The sequence below is a fragment of the Marinococcus sp. LNHM3E3-2.2 genome, assembly GCF_056034385.1.
This window is the reverse complement of record NZ_JBQLIC010000007.1, coordinates 1-14,651: the sequence shown is the minus strand read 5'-3', so window position 1 is coordinate 14,651 and position 14,651 is coordinate 1. Positions and strand designations below refer to the sequence as shown.

The following is a 14,651-nucleotide window of genomic DNA, read 5'->3' as shown; positions in this document are numbered from 1 at the left end:
TGGAAGAACCCGCACCACACCGCTTGTATGGATGAGAATATTAGCCCGCAGCATTAATAATATTTTCCCTTTGCATGTGTGTGTAAAACAACCGTACATAAAGGAGGCAGCACGAAATGGCAGAATTAGACCCGACATTGCAGATGCTAAAGGACCTCACGGACGCAAACGGCGTTCCGGGGAACGAACAGGAACCGAGAAAAGTAATGACCCAGTATATTTCTCCTTACGCCGATGAAATGAGCACCGATCGGCTGGGAAGCCTGATTGCTAAAAAAACCGGACAGGCCGGCGGTCCGAAATTAATGATTACCGGACATCTGGACGAAATTGGTTTTATGATATCGGGAATCGATGAGAATGGCTTTTTGAAATTCCAGACCCTCGGGGGATGGTGGAGCCAGGTGATGCTCGCCCAGCGGGTGAATGTAATGACGAGAAAAGGAAATATTACCGGGGTGATCGGCTCAAAGCCGCCGCATATTCTTCCGGCGGAGCAGCGCAAGAAAGCAATGGAAATTAAAGATATGTTCATCGATATCGGTGCTTCAAGCAAGGAAGAAGCAGAATCATTCGGCGTGCGTCCGGGAGATTCGGTCGTGCCGGTATGTGATTTTGAAGTGATGAATAATGAAAAACTGCTGATGGCAAAAGCCTGGGACAACCGTATTGGCTGTGCTATCGCGATTGAGGTGCTGAAGCGTCTCGAAAATGAATCCCATCCGAATGAAATTTACGGCGTCGGTGCTGTACAGGAGGAAGTCGGCCTGCGCGGAGCGAAAACAGCAACCAACCTTATTCAGCCGGATATCGGCTTTGCTGTCGATGTAGGGATTGCCGGGGATACGCCGGGTGTCACAAGTAACGATGCCAGAGCGAAAATCGGCAAAGGCCCGCAGCTTCTTATGATGGACGCCTCCGTCATCGCACACAAAGGGCTGCGTGATTTCGTTGTCGGTGTGGCTGAAGAGAAAGAAATTCCTTTTCAGTTCGACATGATGGCAAACGGCGGCACAGATGCAGGGTCTATTCATCTGTCCGGCGAAGGAGTACCGGCGATGGCCATTACGATTCCGACCCGCTATATCCATACGCATGCGGCTATTCTGCACCGGGATGACTTTGAGCATGCCGTGCAGTTAATCGTAGAAATTGCTAAGCGTCTGGACCGCGACACAGTAGATTCGTTAACGTACGAAGCATAAAATACCAGCCTTTCTGTCCATGAGGGACGGGAGGGCTGTTTATTTTCTTTCTGCGGCGGGGCAAAGTGTGCTACGATGAGAGAAAATACTGGGGGAGACAGCGAAGTGAAGCGGATAGAATCGGCAAAAAACCCGAAAGTAAAAGAGATAAAAAAACTTCATAAACGTAAGGAACGTGAAAGGTCAGGGCTTTTTTTAATTGAGGGAGACCACGCGCTGACAGAAGCCGTCCGGTCGGAGGCCTGGATTGAAGAAATTTTCATTGAAGAGCATAAAGAGTGGCCGCAGGTTTTTAATGAAATTCCAACACCGGCCACAGAGGTAACAGAAAGCGTAATGAAAGAAATAAGCTTGACGGAAACCCCGAAAAATATTGTAGCTGTATGCAGAATTCCTGAATTTTCTAATGTAAGAAGCGGTGGATATTCATTTTTCGTGCTGGTGGACAGCATTCAGGACCCAGGTAACCTGGGAACAATTATCCGGACGGTTGACGCGCTTGGAAAAGGGGTAGTCGTTCTCGGCACAGGTACGGTGGATGCGTACAATGAAAAGGTGGTCCGGGCGACCCAGGGCTCACTGTTTCATGTCCCGGTACTGCAGGAGGACCTGGGTGAATGGCTGGAATGGCTGCAGGAAACGGACATTCCGTGCTTTGGCACTTCGCTTGATGAAGGTACGTCGTATTCGGCACTTGAGCCGCAGCCTTACTTTGCGTTAATCATTGGCAACGAAGGAGCCGGCGTACAAAAGAAATGGCTCGAGCGGACCGACCAGAACCTGTACATTCCGATTCCGGGCCAGGCAGAATCGTTAAATGCGGCAGTTTCTGCCGGCATTCTGCTGTATCACTTGAAGCAGACAGATTGGTGATGGTTGCAATCGGGCCAGGCTTTTTCTATAATAATTCATATTGAAACATATAAACACAAATGCGCAGATGAAGAGTAGTAGCATCGCTTCCTGCTGAACAGGGAAAAGGTATCGCTGACTGAAAATACCTTGCAGTAAGGATTTGTGAATTCGCTTCGGAGCAGCCGCTGGAGTATTCCCTGTGGAAGAAAAGCGTGCCGGAACCTGTCGTTACAGGAGAGTGAGCTGTGCACTGCAGCTAACAAGGGTGGTACCGCGAGCCTTCGTCCCTTTCAGGGAGAGGGCTCTTTTTATTTGGCATAAAAATGGAGGGAATCAGAATATGATAGAACGCTTGGAGGAGCTGCAGCAGGAAGCGCTGCAGCAGATTGAAGAAGCTGGCGATACAAAGGAATTAGAGCAGGTGAGAGTAAAATACTTAGGGAAGAAGGGTCCGATTACGGAAGTGCTCCGGGGGATGGGGCAGCTGTCCAAGGAAGAGCGTCCTGTGGTCGGCCAGAAAGGAAACGAAGTACGGGAAGCTATTCAGGAGCGTCTGGAGAAAAAAACAAAAACGCTTGCCGACGAAGCATTAAAGGAAAAGCTTGAAAAAGAAACGCTCGATGTAACACTGCCGGGACGTAAGGTCCAACGAGGGGCGAAGCACCCGCTGACAAGCGTTGTGGAAGAAATTGAAGATATCTTTATCGGTATGGGGTTTGAAGTGACTGAAGGACCGGAAGTCGAAACCGATTATTATAACTTTGAAGCGATGAATCTGCCAAAAGATCATCCGGCCCGTGACATGCAGGACTCTTTTTATGTCAGCAGTGATCTGCTGCTGCGTACACAAACGTCGCCGGTACAGGCCCGCTCGATGGAACGCCACCACGGCGAAGGGCCGGTGAAAATCATCTGCCCGGGCAAGGTCTACCGCCGGGACGATGACGATGCTACCCACTCCCACCAGTTCATGCAGATCGAAGGGCTGATGGTTGACGAAAATATCCGTATGAGTGATTTAAAAGGGGTGCTCGAAACATTTGTGAAAAAATATTTCGGAGAGGAAAGAGAAATTCGTCTCCGCCCGAGCTACTTCCCTTTTACCGAGCCGTCTGCAGAACTCGATGTTTCATGCGGTATCTGCGCCGGGGAAGGCTGCCGCATCTGCAAGCATACTGGGTGGATTGAAGTTCTCGGGTGCGGGATGGTGCATCCGCGCGTGCTGGAAATGAGCGGTTTTGACCCGGACGTATACAGCGGCTTTGCCTTTGGCATGGGAGTAGAGCGCTTCTCCCTACTGAAATACGGCATTGATGATATCCGGCATTTTTACACGAACGATATGCGCTTTTTAAAACAATTCACTCGAGTATAGAAGGAGAATGCAGATATGTTGATCTCATATAAATGGCTGAAAGATTATGTGGATATTGAAGATATTACCCCCGAAGAAATTGCCGATCGCCTGACTACAGGAGGTGTAGAGGTGGACGCTCTGTACCGGCGTGCCGAACCGATTGAGGGATGCGTGGTCGGGTATGTTACCGAAGCCGAAAAGCATCCGGATGCGGATAACTTAAACATTTGCCAGGTGCATCAGGGAGCAGAGACAGTACAGATCATCTGCGGTGCTGACAACGTGGCAGCCGGACAGAAGGTCGTAGTGGCAAAGCCGGGCACCGTTCTGCCTGGGGGGATGGAAATTAAAGCAGCGGAAATCCGCGGCCAGCAGTCCAACGGCATGATTTGTTCTCTCCAGGAGCTCGGCGTGGAAGCCAAGCTGGTGCCTAAGCATGTGGCTGAAGGCATTTTCGTTTTTGACGAGGATCCGGAGACGGGATCGGATGCGGTAAAAGCTCTTGGCTGGGACGATACAGTGATGGATCTGGATATTACGCCAAACCGTGCCGACTGCCTGAATATCCTCGGGGTCGCCTACGAAGTGGCAGCTCAGCTGGACCGGACCGTCCGGCTCCCTGTGACTTCGGTAAAAGAAAGCGAAAAGCCTGCATCAGCAGCGGTTAATGTGAAAATCGAAAACGGCGAAGACACTCCTTATTACGGAGCGAGAGTCGCGGAAAACATTCAGGTGAATCCTTCTCCGTACTGGATGCAGAACCGCTTGATGGCTGCCGGCATCCGGCCGATCAGCAACATCGTGGACATTACCAACTATGTGCTGCTTGAATACGGGCAGCCGCTGCACGCGTTTGATTTTGACGCCTTCGGCTCCGACGAAGTGCTCGTGCGAAGAGCATTCGAAGACGAAGAAATACAGACGCTCGACGGTAATAAGCATCATCTTTCGACGGAGCATCTGGTCGTAACCAATGGTACAAAGCCGACAGCCCTTGCAGGAGTGATGGGTGGAGAGCACTCTGAGGTGAGCGACCAGACAACAAATATTCTGCTTGAAGCGGCCCTGTTTCATCCGTCCCTGATCCGCCAGGCGTCTAAAGATACGCGGATACGAAGCGATGCAAGTGTCCGTTATGAGCGGGGGCTCGACACGGAGAGAGTGGAGCAGGCAGCAGACCGGGCGGCGCATTTATTCGCTGAATATGCGGGCGCCACTGTGCTTCAGGGCATCGAGCAGGAGGACCACCGGGAGCCGGGCGGCCGCTGGGTACGGGTGAGTGATCGCCGTATCAATCAGCTGCTTGGAATGGAGCTCAGCGGTTCAGAAATGGTCCGTATTCTCGAACGTCTCGGCTTTCAGACCGCCGACAAGGAAACGAGCAGTATCGAAGTATATATCCCAAGCCGCCGCCCGGATATCCGCATTGAAGAGGATGTGGCTGAAGAAATCGCTCGGATGCACGGCTATCAGGACATTCCGAGTACACTTCCTAAAGGTGCTACAACGGCCGGAAGCCTGACTGCCGAACAGAAAAGAAAGCGGACAGTACGCCGTTTTTTGGAAAGTGCCGGGCTGAGTGAAGCTGTCACCTATTCCCTGACGACTGCCAGCTCAGCTTCCCGTTTCACGCTGTACCCGGAAAAGTATACGATGGAAGTAACCATGCCAATGAGCGAAGACCGCAGAGTACTGCGGCAGAGCCTGATTCCTCAGCTTCTTGAAGGAGTCAGCTATAACCGCAACCGCCAGACGAAAGATATCGCTTTGTTTGAAATGGGCTCGGTGTTTCTTTCCGAAGAAGAGAATGCTGCTGTACAGCCGGAAGAACGTATTATGCTTGCTGCGGTAGTAAGCGGAAGATGGGAAAGCCACCTATGGCAGGGAGAAACAAAAAATGCAGACTTTTACGTGATGAAAGGAATTGCTGAAGGCATTCTTGAAGAGCTGCACGTAGAAAGCCGTGCTTCGTTCACTTTGGCAGAGCACAGTGATATGCACCCCGGCCGTACCGCAGACATACAGCTGGATGGAAAAACGGTGGGATACGTCGGCCAAATTCACCCAACAACGGCTGGTGAGTGGGATATAGCCGAAACGTATGCCCTGCAGGTTGATTTAACCTCCCTGCTTCAGGCGGTGGAAACGCCGGTTCGTTATCAAACGCTTCCGCGCTTCCCTTCCACTACCCGTGATATTGCAATTGTTGTGGATGAAAATGTGCCTGCAGCTGAAGTAAAAGAAGTCATTGAGTCCGCAGGTGGAAGCACGCTTTACAGCACCTCCCTGTTTGACGTTTATCAGGGCGAGAATCTAACGCCCGGCAAAAAATCCCTGGCGTTCACGCTGGTCTACCTGGATCCGGAAAGAACACTGACCGATGAAGAGGTCAGCTCCGCGCACAACCAGGTGCTTCGCATGCTTGAAGAAAAAACCGGGGCAGAGCTCAGGCAGTAAACAGCTGCCGGGCATCTCCCGGTTTAAAAAAGGGCCTGTAAAGGGAAAGATATTCAGAGCCTTTTTATTCTGTTACTATTAAGGAAAAGGCACATTCAAGAACAGGGGGCGGAAGACGTGGCTGATGATCAAAGTAAAAAACGCACTACGGTTACAATATACGGCCAGCAGTACACGATTGTCGGTGATGAACAACCCTCGCATATTAATCAGGTCGCCAATTATTTAGATAAGAGAATGAAAGAGTATAAAGCATACAATCCTTATTTGGATACGACCCGCCTGGCGGTATTGACGGCTTTAAACGTAGTGGATGACTATATAAAACTCAAAGAAGAAGTAAACAAGGACAAAGATTCTGAAGGGTAATGGCTATGGAAATAGTAATAAACGTTCTGCTTGTTGTGATTTTAATCGGAAGCTTTTTTACAGGGCTTCAAAGAGGCTTTGTTCTTCAATTGCTTCGCCTTGTCAGTCTGGTGGCAGCGTTTATTGTTGCGTTTTTATTCTATGAAGAAGTCGCGCAGTTTTTAGAACAATGGGTCCCCTACCCATTCGGCCAGCAGGCGGAGGGGACGTTCCTGGCTGCTTTTGATACCCGCAGCTTGTTTTATTATGCGATTGCCTTTCTTCTTTTGTTTATCGGCACCCGCATCATCGCCGGCTTTTTAACCGGAGCAGCAGGCGGCATTGCCAGACTTCCGGTGCTTAGAACGATTAATTACTGGCTTGGTGGTGTGCTTGGGGTGCTCGAAACGTACGTAATTTTATTCGTTGTGCTGGCTGCAGCTATGCTGATGCCGTTTCCGGCTCTTGAGCCGGTAATAAACAATTCGGCAGTCGCCAGCTTTATATTACATGAAACCCCATGGCTTTCCGGCTGGTACGAGCAAATCATGCCGGCAGACCCCGGGAACATGGACGGCCCAATAGAGAATGAAGGCTGACTTCCCTGTGTTTCACAGGGAAGTCTGTTTTTATGTCTTCAGCCCGGCGGCGTGAGCTTAGACAGAATTATTAACTCCCGTTATACTCAAAAAAGAATGCCTAACATGATTAAAGCTGACATGTGGAGGAGAATAGCATGAATAAAAAAGATCTGATCGGCCATTTGGAAACAATTGCTGTATATATGGAAATCAAGGGGGAAAACCCGTTTAAAATTTCTGCCTACCGTAAAGCGGCTCAAGCGCTTGAATATGATGAGCGTTCACTAAATGAAATTGAAGATGCTGGCAGCTTAAAAGGCATCGGTAAAGGCACAGCTGCGCTGATAAAAGAATGGCGGGACAACAACGGGGAAACAGAACTGATGCAGACGCTGACAGAAGAAGTGCCGGAGGGATTAATTCCGCTGCTGAAGCTGCCTGGACTGGGAGGAAAAAAAGTGTCGAAGCTCTATCAGGAGCTCGACATAACGGACCGGGACTCGCTTGAACAGGCGTGTTTAACTCATGAAGTACAGAATCTCGAAGGGTTCGGGGCGAAAACCGAGCAGAAAATACTCGAAGCGCTCGCAGAAGAAGGCAAGCGACCGGAGCGACTGCCGATTGCCTATATGCTGGAAATGGCCGAAAAGCTTGAAGCGTCCCTCGAAAAAGTGGAAGGGGTGCAAAGGTATGCGCGGGCTGGAAGTCTGCGCCGGGTGGAAGAGTCGGTGAAGGACCTGGATTATATTATGAGTGTGGAAAACGCCGAAAATGTCCGCAAACAGCTGGTGGAGATGCCCGAAATAACGAAGGTTATTAATGACGGTACAAGCAAGGTCAGCATTGAAATTAAAGGGGAATATAATGTTCAAGTAGATATTCGCCTGGTAAAGGAAGAAGATTTTGCAAGCACCCTGCATCATTTCACCGGTTCTAAAGACCATAATGTACAAATGCGGCAGCTCGCAAAGGAACGAAACGAAAAATTAAGTGAATACGGCATTGAAGATCAGAATGGACGCAAAACTACGTTTCAGAATGAAACCGAATTTTACGGCCACTTTGGTCTGCACTTTATTCCTCCCGAAGCGCGCCTGGGGAGAGATGAAACGGATAAATTCCGGCAGCCGTATTCATATATAGAAAAGAAGCATATCCGCGGTGATCTTCATATGCACACTACGTGGAGCGATGGGTCTCTTTCCATCCGTGAGATGGTGGAGGAAGTAAAGAAACACGGCTACGAATGGCTGGCTCTTACGGACCATTCTAAATACCTGCGGGTCGCCCACGGACTGGACGAAGAAAGAATCCGCAGGCAGATAGAAGAAATACGTAACGTCAGAGAAGAAGAAAAAAATATTCAGATATTTGCCGGTATTGAAATGGATATCCGGCCCGACGGAACGCTCGATATTGAGGATGAAGTTCTCGAAGAGCTTGATGTCGTCATTGCTTCCATCCATTCCTCCTTCTCCCAGACAGAAAAAGAAATTATGAACCGGATGGAACAGGCGCTGGAGCATCCGGAAGTAAATGTTATTGCCCATCCGACGGGAAGACTTTTAGGACGACGGGACGGATACAAAGTAGATGTAGACCGGCTGATGAAACGGGCGGGCGAAACAAACACAGCGCTGGAGCTGAATGCCAATCCCAACCGCCTGGATCTTTCGGCTGAATGGCTGAGAAAGGCTGCTGAGCATAATGTTCTTATTGCAATCAATACGGACGCCCACAACCCTGGTATGCTTGATCATATGGACGTAGGCATATCCATTGCCAAAAAAGCGCTTCTTCAGCCAGAGCAGATCATAAATACAATGACGGCGGAGCAGTTAAAAAAATGGCTGAAGCGCAAGAAACAATAGAACAACCAAAGAGGTGAGCATTGTTGAATGATAGAACACTCCGTGTGCTGGAATACGAAAAAATGAAAGAGCAGTTGCAGGCTCATGCCGGCTCCACTCTTGCCAAAGAACGGATTGAACGGCTGCAGCCCTACCGGGAGCTTGCGGAAGCGAAGGAAGCACAGAGCTTCACCGCGGAAGCAGCCAAAGTAATACGGCTTCGGGGACAGGCACCCCTCGGCGGCATACGCCAGATTCATGCCCATGTGCGCCGGGCTCAAATCGGCGGGATGCTGAACGCCGGCGAGCTCACAGAGGTTTCGGACACCCTGTATGCCGGCCGCCGGATACGGTCGTTTATTCTGGATATGACAGAAGAGACGGTGGATCTCCCGCTGCTTGAGGGGCTGGTGCGGCAGATAGTGACTCTCCCCGAGATTGAAAAGCAGATCCGTGACTGTATAGATGAAAACGGGGCGGTGCTAGACAGTGCAAGCTCCGCCCTGCGCGGACTCCGGCAGCAGATGAGAAGCCTCGAGTCATCGGTGCGTTCGAAGCTTGAACAGTACACCAGGTCGCCGGACCAGCAAAAACGCCTGTCTGATTCCATCGTAACGATACGCAACGACCGCTACGTGCTGCCGGTAAAACAGGAATACCGTTCGTCATTTGGCGGTATTGTTCACGACCAGTCGTCCACAGGGGCTACTCTTTTCATTGAGCCGCAGGCGGTCGTTTCGATGAATAACGAACTAAGAGAGGCAAGACTGAAAGAACAGCGGGAAATTGAGCGAATTCTCCAGGAACTGTCTTCATATATTGCTGAAGACGGGGAAGAGATTCTGGTAAATATGAATACGCTGACCGAGCTCGATTTCACATTTGCCAAAGCCTACTATGCAAGAGATCAGAAAGCGGTGCAGCCGGAGCTGAACAATGAAGGAAGGTTCCGGTTCATGGAGGCACGGCATCCGCTCATTGACCCGGAAGAAATGGTGCCGCTTGACTTGGAGCTTGGGGAAGAGTTTGGAACGCTTGTCATTACCGGCCCCAATACGGGCGGTAAAACCGTGACACTTAAAACGGCTGGTCTGCTGACGCTCATGGCCCAGTCAGGGCTGTTTGTCCTCGCAGAAGAAGAAGCAGAAGCCGCTGTATTTTCGAAAGTGTTTGCCGATATTGGAGATGAACAGTCGATTGAACAGAGCTTAAGTACGTTTTCTTCCCACATGACGAACATTGTAGATATCGTCAAGCAGGTGGACAGCGAATCGTTTGTGCTTTTTGATGAGATAGGCGCCGGCACCGATCCGGAGGAAGGCTCGGCTCTTGCCGTCAGCATTCTGGACTATGTCCAGGAAGCCGGGGGCAGATTGATTGCTACCACGCACTACAGTGAACTGAAAGGGTATGCGTACAACCGTGACGGGGTAATGAATGCAAGTGTCGAATTTGACGTGGAAACATTGAGGCCAACGTATCGGCTGCTCGTAGGTGTACCGGGCCGAAGCAACGCGTTTGCTATTTCAAGGCAGATCGGCCTGCCGGATTCTATTATTTCCAATGCAGAAAAAGAAATGAGCACAGATACAAAGCAGGTCGAAACGATGATTGCTTCTCTGGATGAACAAAGAAAAGAAACAGAATCGGCATGGCAGGAGGCAGATGACCTCCGGCAGGAAGCGTCCAGGCTCTGGCAGGAGCTGAATACTGCCTGGAATGAAGTGCTGCAAAAACGGGATCAGATTATTGCGAACGCAGAAGGTAAAGCAAAAAGCGAAGTCGATAAGGCGAAAGCCCAGGCGGAGGAAATTATTGCCGAGCTGAAGGAGATGCAGAAGGAAGGCGCGGAAATTAAAGAACACCGCCTGATCGAAGCCCGCAGGCAGATGGAACAGGCAGCTCCTGCGATGACCAAAAAGCAGAAACAGGTGAAACAAAAAGCCCAGCAAGAACGTACCTTTGAAGTAGGAGATGAAGTGAAGGTGCTTCGCTTCGGGCAGCGTGGACATATTGTAGAAAAGGTAAATGACAAGGAATTTCAGGTGCAGCTTGGCATCATGAAAATGACAGCGAAACCCGAAGAAATGGAAAAGCTCAAATCAGAGCCCGTGAAAGAGCCTAAACGTCAGGTCGCAACGACTTCTACAGCCGCCCCGGCAAAGCCCGAACTGGACCTGCGCGGGGAAAGATACGAAGACGCCGTACAGCGCCTCGAAAAATACCTCGATGAAGTAGTGCTCGCCGGTTACCGGGAAGTCCATATTATTCACGGAAAAGGCACCGGCGCTCTACGCAAGGGTGTAAAAGAATATTTGAAAAACCATCCCAGCGTAAAATCAACCAGGGATGGCGGGATGAATGAAGGCGGCATCGGTAACACGGTGGCAGAACTTAAGTAAGCGGAGGGGTGCACGTGGATGCGTGGATGGATAATGCTTTTATAAATACAGCTGGCAACTTCAGCGTTGCTGTACTCTCCCTGGTAATTTTTCTGTGGATATTTGAAATTATTACTCCTTACCGTAACTGGGAAGAAATCAAGAAAGGAAATATCGCTGTCGCCCTGGCGACGGGCGGGAAACTGTTTGGGGTTTCCAACATTCTTCATTATTCCATCATGCATAACGACGGTATCCTGTTTATGCTTCTATGGGGTTTTTATGGTTTTGTATTATTAATTTTAAGCTATTTAATATTTGAATTTCTTACTCCCATGTTTAAGGTGGATGAGGAAATCAGCAAAGATAACCGTGCAGTGGGAATCATTTCCTTTATTATTTCGGTAGGGGTTTCTTTTGTAATAGGTGCCGGAATTATCATTTAAATAGAAGAAAATGTAACGAAAAATCCACAAATAGTTAATTAATTAGGACTATGTATGTGCATTTTGGTTGACATCCCTTTATGGATTATGTACATTTATAACTAACTAAAATACTGTGCCAGTATTACCCAAACGCAATGAAGCGCCTTACTCTGTTACGGGAGTGAGGCGTTTTTAAAGGCATTATATCGGTTGGGTGAAGCAGGAACCGGCATGATGGATGGTTTTGTTTGAAAGGGTGGCAGATATATATGGGGAAAAATCCAAACAGGAAACATGCACAGATTATTGAGGCGGGAATCAAAGTAATCGCTGAACATGGTTATCATCAGGCTAAGGTGTCGGATATTGCTAAAGAGGCAAAGGTGGCAGACGGCACGATTTATTTGTATTTTAATAATAAAGAGCACATATTAATTTCCATTTTCGAGGAAAAAATGCAGGAATTCATGCAGAAGCTTGAAATAATCATGCAAAAGGATATTTCTGTTAAAGAGCAGCTGTTTGAAATGGCCCAGCTGCAGCTTGAATTCATGGAAGGCCGGCCGGAGCTTGCTACGCTTGCCCATTTTGAACTTTTGCAGACAAAGGGTGAGATTCATGACAACATGCAGCGCATACTATCCCCGTTTTTTCAGGCGGTTATTGATATTATAAAGAGGGGAAAAGAGGAACAGGTTTTTTCTCGCTCGCTTTCCATTGAAATCGGAAGAATCTGTTTTGTCGGCATACTCAATGAAGCGATTACGACATGGGTAATGGAAAAAGGAAGCTATTCACTGGCAGCCCAGGGGCCGGCCCTTGCGGAAATAGTTTATCAGGCACTGAAGACGGAAATATAATCAGATGGAGCCTTTAAAAATTTTAAGCTAAACGTTAGCCAGTAAAGCACGGGAATGCTATAATAACGAAGAATAAATGCAAGGATAGAGATATAAAGGAGGAACCATTCATGGCTATTGTCAATGTATCGGACCAAAACTTTGCAGGTGAAACGTCTGATGGTGTAGTACTTGCTGACTTTTGGGCACCCTGGTGCGGACCTTGTAAAATGATCGCTCCGGTGCTCGAAGAAATCGACACCGAAATGGGCGAGCAGATTAAAATTGCTAAATTAGATGTTGATGAAAACCAGGAAACAGCCGGAAAATACGGCGTAATGAGTATTCCAACACTAATGATTTTTAAAGACGGCGAAGTCGTCGAGCAGGTTGTCGGCTTCCAGCCTAAGGAACAACTGGTGGAGCTTTTGAACAAACATTTGTAAAACACGAAACTGCTGGTCTCTGGGCCGGCAGTTTTTTGTTTCTTCTGATTTAAAAAAGGAAAGGAACACCATAGATATTACACGCCAAGAGGGGTTGGGCACATGACTCAATTAAAAGAAAAGCTGGCTATTCTGCCGGATCAGCCCGGCTGCTATTTAATGAAAAATAAACACGGGACCGTTATATACGTAGGTAAGGCAAAGGTATTGAAAAACCGGGTGAGATCCTATTTCACAGGGTCGCACGACGGAAAGACCCAGCGGCTCGTAATGGAAATTACCGATTTTGAATATATTATGACCTCTTCCAACCTGGAAGCATTAATACTTGAAATGAATTTAATTAAAAAGTACGAACCAAAATACAACGTGCTTCTTAAAGACGATAAATCCTACCCGTATATTAAAATCACCAACGAAGAGCATCCCCGGCTGATCATTACGAGAAAAATTAAAAAGGATGGCGGAAAATACTTTGGTCCGTACCCAAACGCCGGGGCGGCAAATGAAACGAAGAAGCTGCTTGATCAATTATATCCACTGCGCAAATGCCGGACGATGCCTGACCGGGTCTGTTTGTATTACCATATCGGCCAGTGTCTGGCCCCGTGTGAGTTTACGGTGACGAGGGACCAGTACGACGATATGATTCAGCAGATTGCACGGTTTTTAAACAACGGCCATCATGAAATCCGGGCGGAGCTTCAAACGAAAATGGAAACCGCTTCTGAACAGCTGGAGTTTGAACGCGCCAAAGAGCTGAGGGATCAAATACAGCATATTGATTCTGTGATGGAAAAACAGAAAATGTCTGTAAAGGATCAGGTGAACCGCGATGTGTTTGCCTACAGCTACGACAAAGGCTGGATGTGCGTGCAGGTATTTTTTGTAAGACAGGGAAAGTTGATCGAAAGGGACGTTTCCCTTTTTCCAATGTATCAGGAGCCGGAGGAGGATTTTCTTACCTTCCTGGGCCAGTTCTACATGCAGGAGCAGCATATAAAGCCGTCGGAAATATTTATTCCGGGCTCGGTGGATGCCTCTATGGCTGAACAGTTCGTAAACGTCCGGGTCCAGCAGCCAAAGCGCGGCCAAAAAAGGGAGCTGCTTGATCTGGCAGAAAAAAATGCCCGGCAGGCGCTCAGCGATCGCTTTGCATTAATTGAACGGGATGAAGAACGGACAATTAAAGCGGTGGAACAGCTCGGTGAAGCAATGGGCATTGATACTCCTTACCGTATGGAAGCTTTTGACAACTCGAATATCCAGGGTACAGATCCGGTAGCGGCAATGGTTACTTTTGTGGACGGCAAGCCCTGGAAGAAAGGATACAGAAAGTATAAGGTCCGGGATGTAAAGGGGCCGGATGACTATGCGTCCATGCGCGAGGTTGTGCGCAGAAGATACATCCGCCTCTTAAAAGACGAAGCGGCACTGCCGGATCTGATTCTTATTGATGGCGGGAAAGGCCAGTTGAGTGCAGCCGTCAGCGTTATCGAGGATGAGCTTGGTTTAAATATTCCGGTAGCGGGACTTGCCAAAGACGATAAGCACCGCACCTCGGAGCTTATAATGGGAGAAGAGGCTGTCAGAGTGCCCCTTGAGCGGCACAGCTCCGCCTTTTATTTGCTGCAGCGTGTGCAGGATGAAGTGCACCGTTTTGCAATTACCTTTCACCGTCAGACGCGCGGAAAAACGATGTTTTCCTCTCTTCTGGACGATATCAACGGGATCGGACAAAAGCGCAAGCAGATGCTTCTAAAGCATTTTGGTTCCGTGAAAAAAATGAAGGAGGCATCCTTTGAGGATTTTAAACAGCTTTCGCTCCCGGATGACGTTATTACGGAGCTGATGAAAAAGCTGGAGGAGGACTCCACTCTTTCGAAGTAAAAAACGTTCGCTGA

Annotated in this window: 12 protein-coding genes and 1 other annotated feature; all 12 genes read left to right on the top strand. The window is 48.8% G+C overall.

All coding sequences use genetic code 11. The features are described 5' to 3' along the window. Window positions 1-116 precede the first annotated feature (116 nt). Window positions 117-1,205: a M42 family metallopeptidase gene (locus ACTRXF_RS10495; protein ID WP_474261917.1), complete on the top strand. Its 1,089-nt coding sequence runs from the start codon at window positions 117-119 to the stop codon at window positions 1,203-1,205. 105 nt (window positions 1,206-1,310) lie between these two features. Continuing rightward, entirely contained in the window at window positions 1,311-2,078 is a 768-nt protein-coding gene (locus tag ACTRXF_RS10490; protein WP_474261918.1) for a TrmH family RNA methyltransferase, read from the top strand. 55 nt (window positions 2,079-2,133) lie between these two features. Then, window positions 2,134-2,352 (top strand) — a binding site (T-box leader). A 48-nt stretch (window positions 2,353-2,400) separates the two neighbouring features. Next, window positions 2,401-3,435, top strand: coding sequence for a phenylalanine--tRNA ligase subunit alpha (gene pheS / locus ACTRXF_RS10485; protein WP_474261919.1), 1,035 nt, complete (start codon window positions 2,401-2,403; stop codon window positions 3,433-3,435). A 15-nt stretch (window positions 3,436-3,450) separates the two neighbouring features. Further along, entirely contained in the window at window positions 3,451-5,874 is a 2,424-nt protein-coding gene (gene pheT, locus ACTRXF_RS10480; protein ID WP_474279099.1) for a phenylalanine--tRNA ligase subunit beta, read from the top strand. 117 nt (window positions 5,875-5,991) lie between these two features. After that, a complete protein-coding gene (zapA, locus tag ACTRXF_RS10475) occupies window positions 5,992-6,243 on the top strand; it encodes a cell division protein ZapA (RefSeq protein WP_022793126.1) in 252 nt (83 codons plus the stop codon). Between the two features lie 5 nt (window positions 6,244-6,248). Continuing rightward, window positions 6,249-6,821 carry a CvpA family protein gene (locus tag ACTRXF_RS10470; protein ID WP_474261922.1) on the top strand — a complete coding sequence of 191 codons (573 nt, stop codon included), beginning with the start codon at window positions 6,249-6,251 and terminating at the stop codon, window positions 6,819-6,821. Window positions 6,822-6,958: 137 nt separating this feature from the next. After that, complete coding sequence (gene polX, locus ACTRXF_RS10465) at window positions 6,959-8,674, top strand: DNA polymerase/3'-5' exonuclease PolX (RefSeq protein ID WP_474261923.1); 1,716 nt, start codon at window positions 6,959-6,961, stop codon at window positions 8,672-8,674. A gap of 23 nt (window positions 8,675-8,697) precedes the next feature. Beyond that, a complete protein-coding gene (locus tag ACTRXF_RS10460; protein ID WP_474261924.1) occupies window positions 8,698-11,055 on the top strand; it encodes an endonuclease MutS2 in 2,358 nt (785 codons plus the stop codon). Window positions 11,056-11,081: 26 nt separating this feature from the next. Beyond that, the gene (locus tag ACTRXF_RS10455; protein WP_322526574.1) at window positions 11,082-11,480 is read left to right on the top strand and encodes a DUF350 domain-containing protein; all 399 of its coding nucleotides are present in this window, start codon (window positions 11,082-11,084) and stop codon (window positions 11,478-11,480) included. A 251-nt stretch (window positions 11,481-11,731) separates the two neighbouring features. Then, complete coding sequence (locus ACTRXF_RS10450; RefSeq protein ID WP_474261925.1) at window positions 11,732-12,322, top strand: TetR/AcrR family transcriptional regulator; 591 nt, start codon at window positions 11,732-11,734, stop codon at window positions 12,320-12,322. Window positions 12,323-12,432: 110 nt separating this feature from the next. After that, window positions 12,433-12,747 (top strand): thioredoxin, encoded by a 315-nt coding sequence (trxA, locus tag ACTRXF_RS10445; RefSeq protein WP_022793132.1) that lies wholly within the window; start codon window positions 12,433-12,435, stop codon window positions 12,745-12,747. A 102-nt stretch (window positions 12,748-12,849) separates the two neighbouring features. Further along, window positions 12,850-14,637 (top strand): excinuclease ABC subunit UvrC, encoded by a 1,788-nt coding sequence (gene uvrC / locus ACTRXF_RS10440; protein WP_474261926.1) that lies wholly within the window; start codon window positions 12,850-12,852, stop codon window positions 14,635-14,637. Window positions 14,638-14,651: the final 14 nt, after the last annotated feature.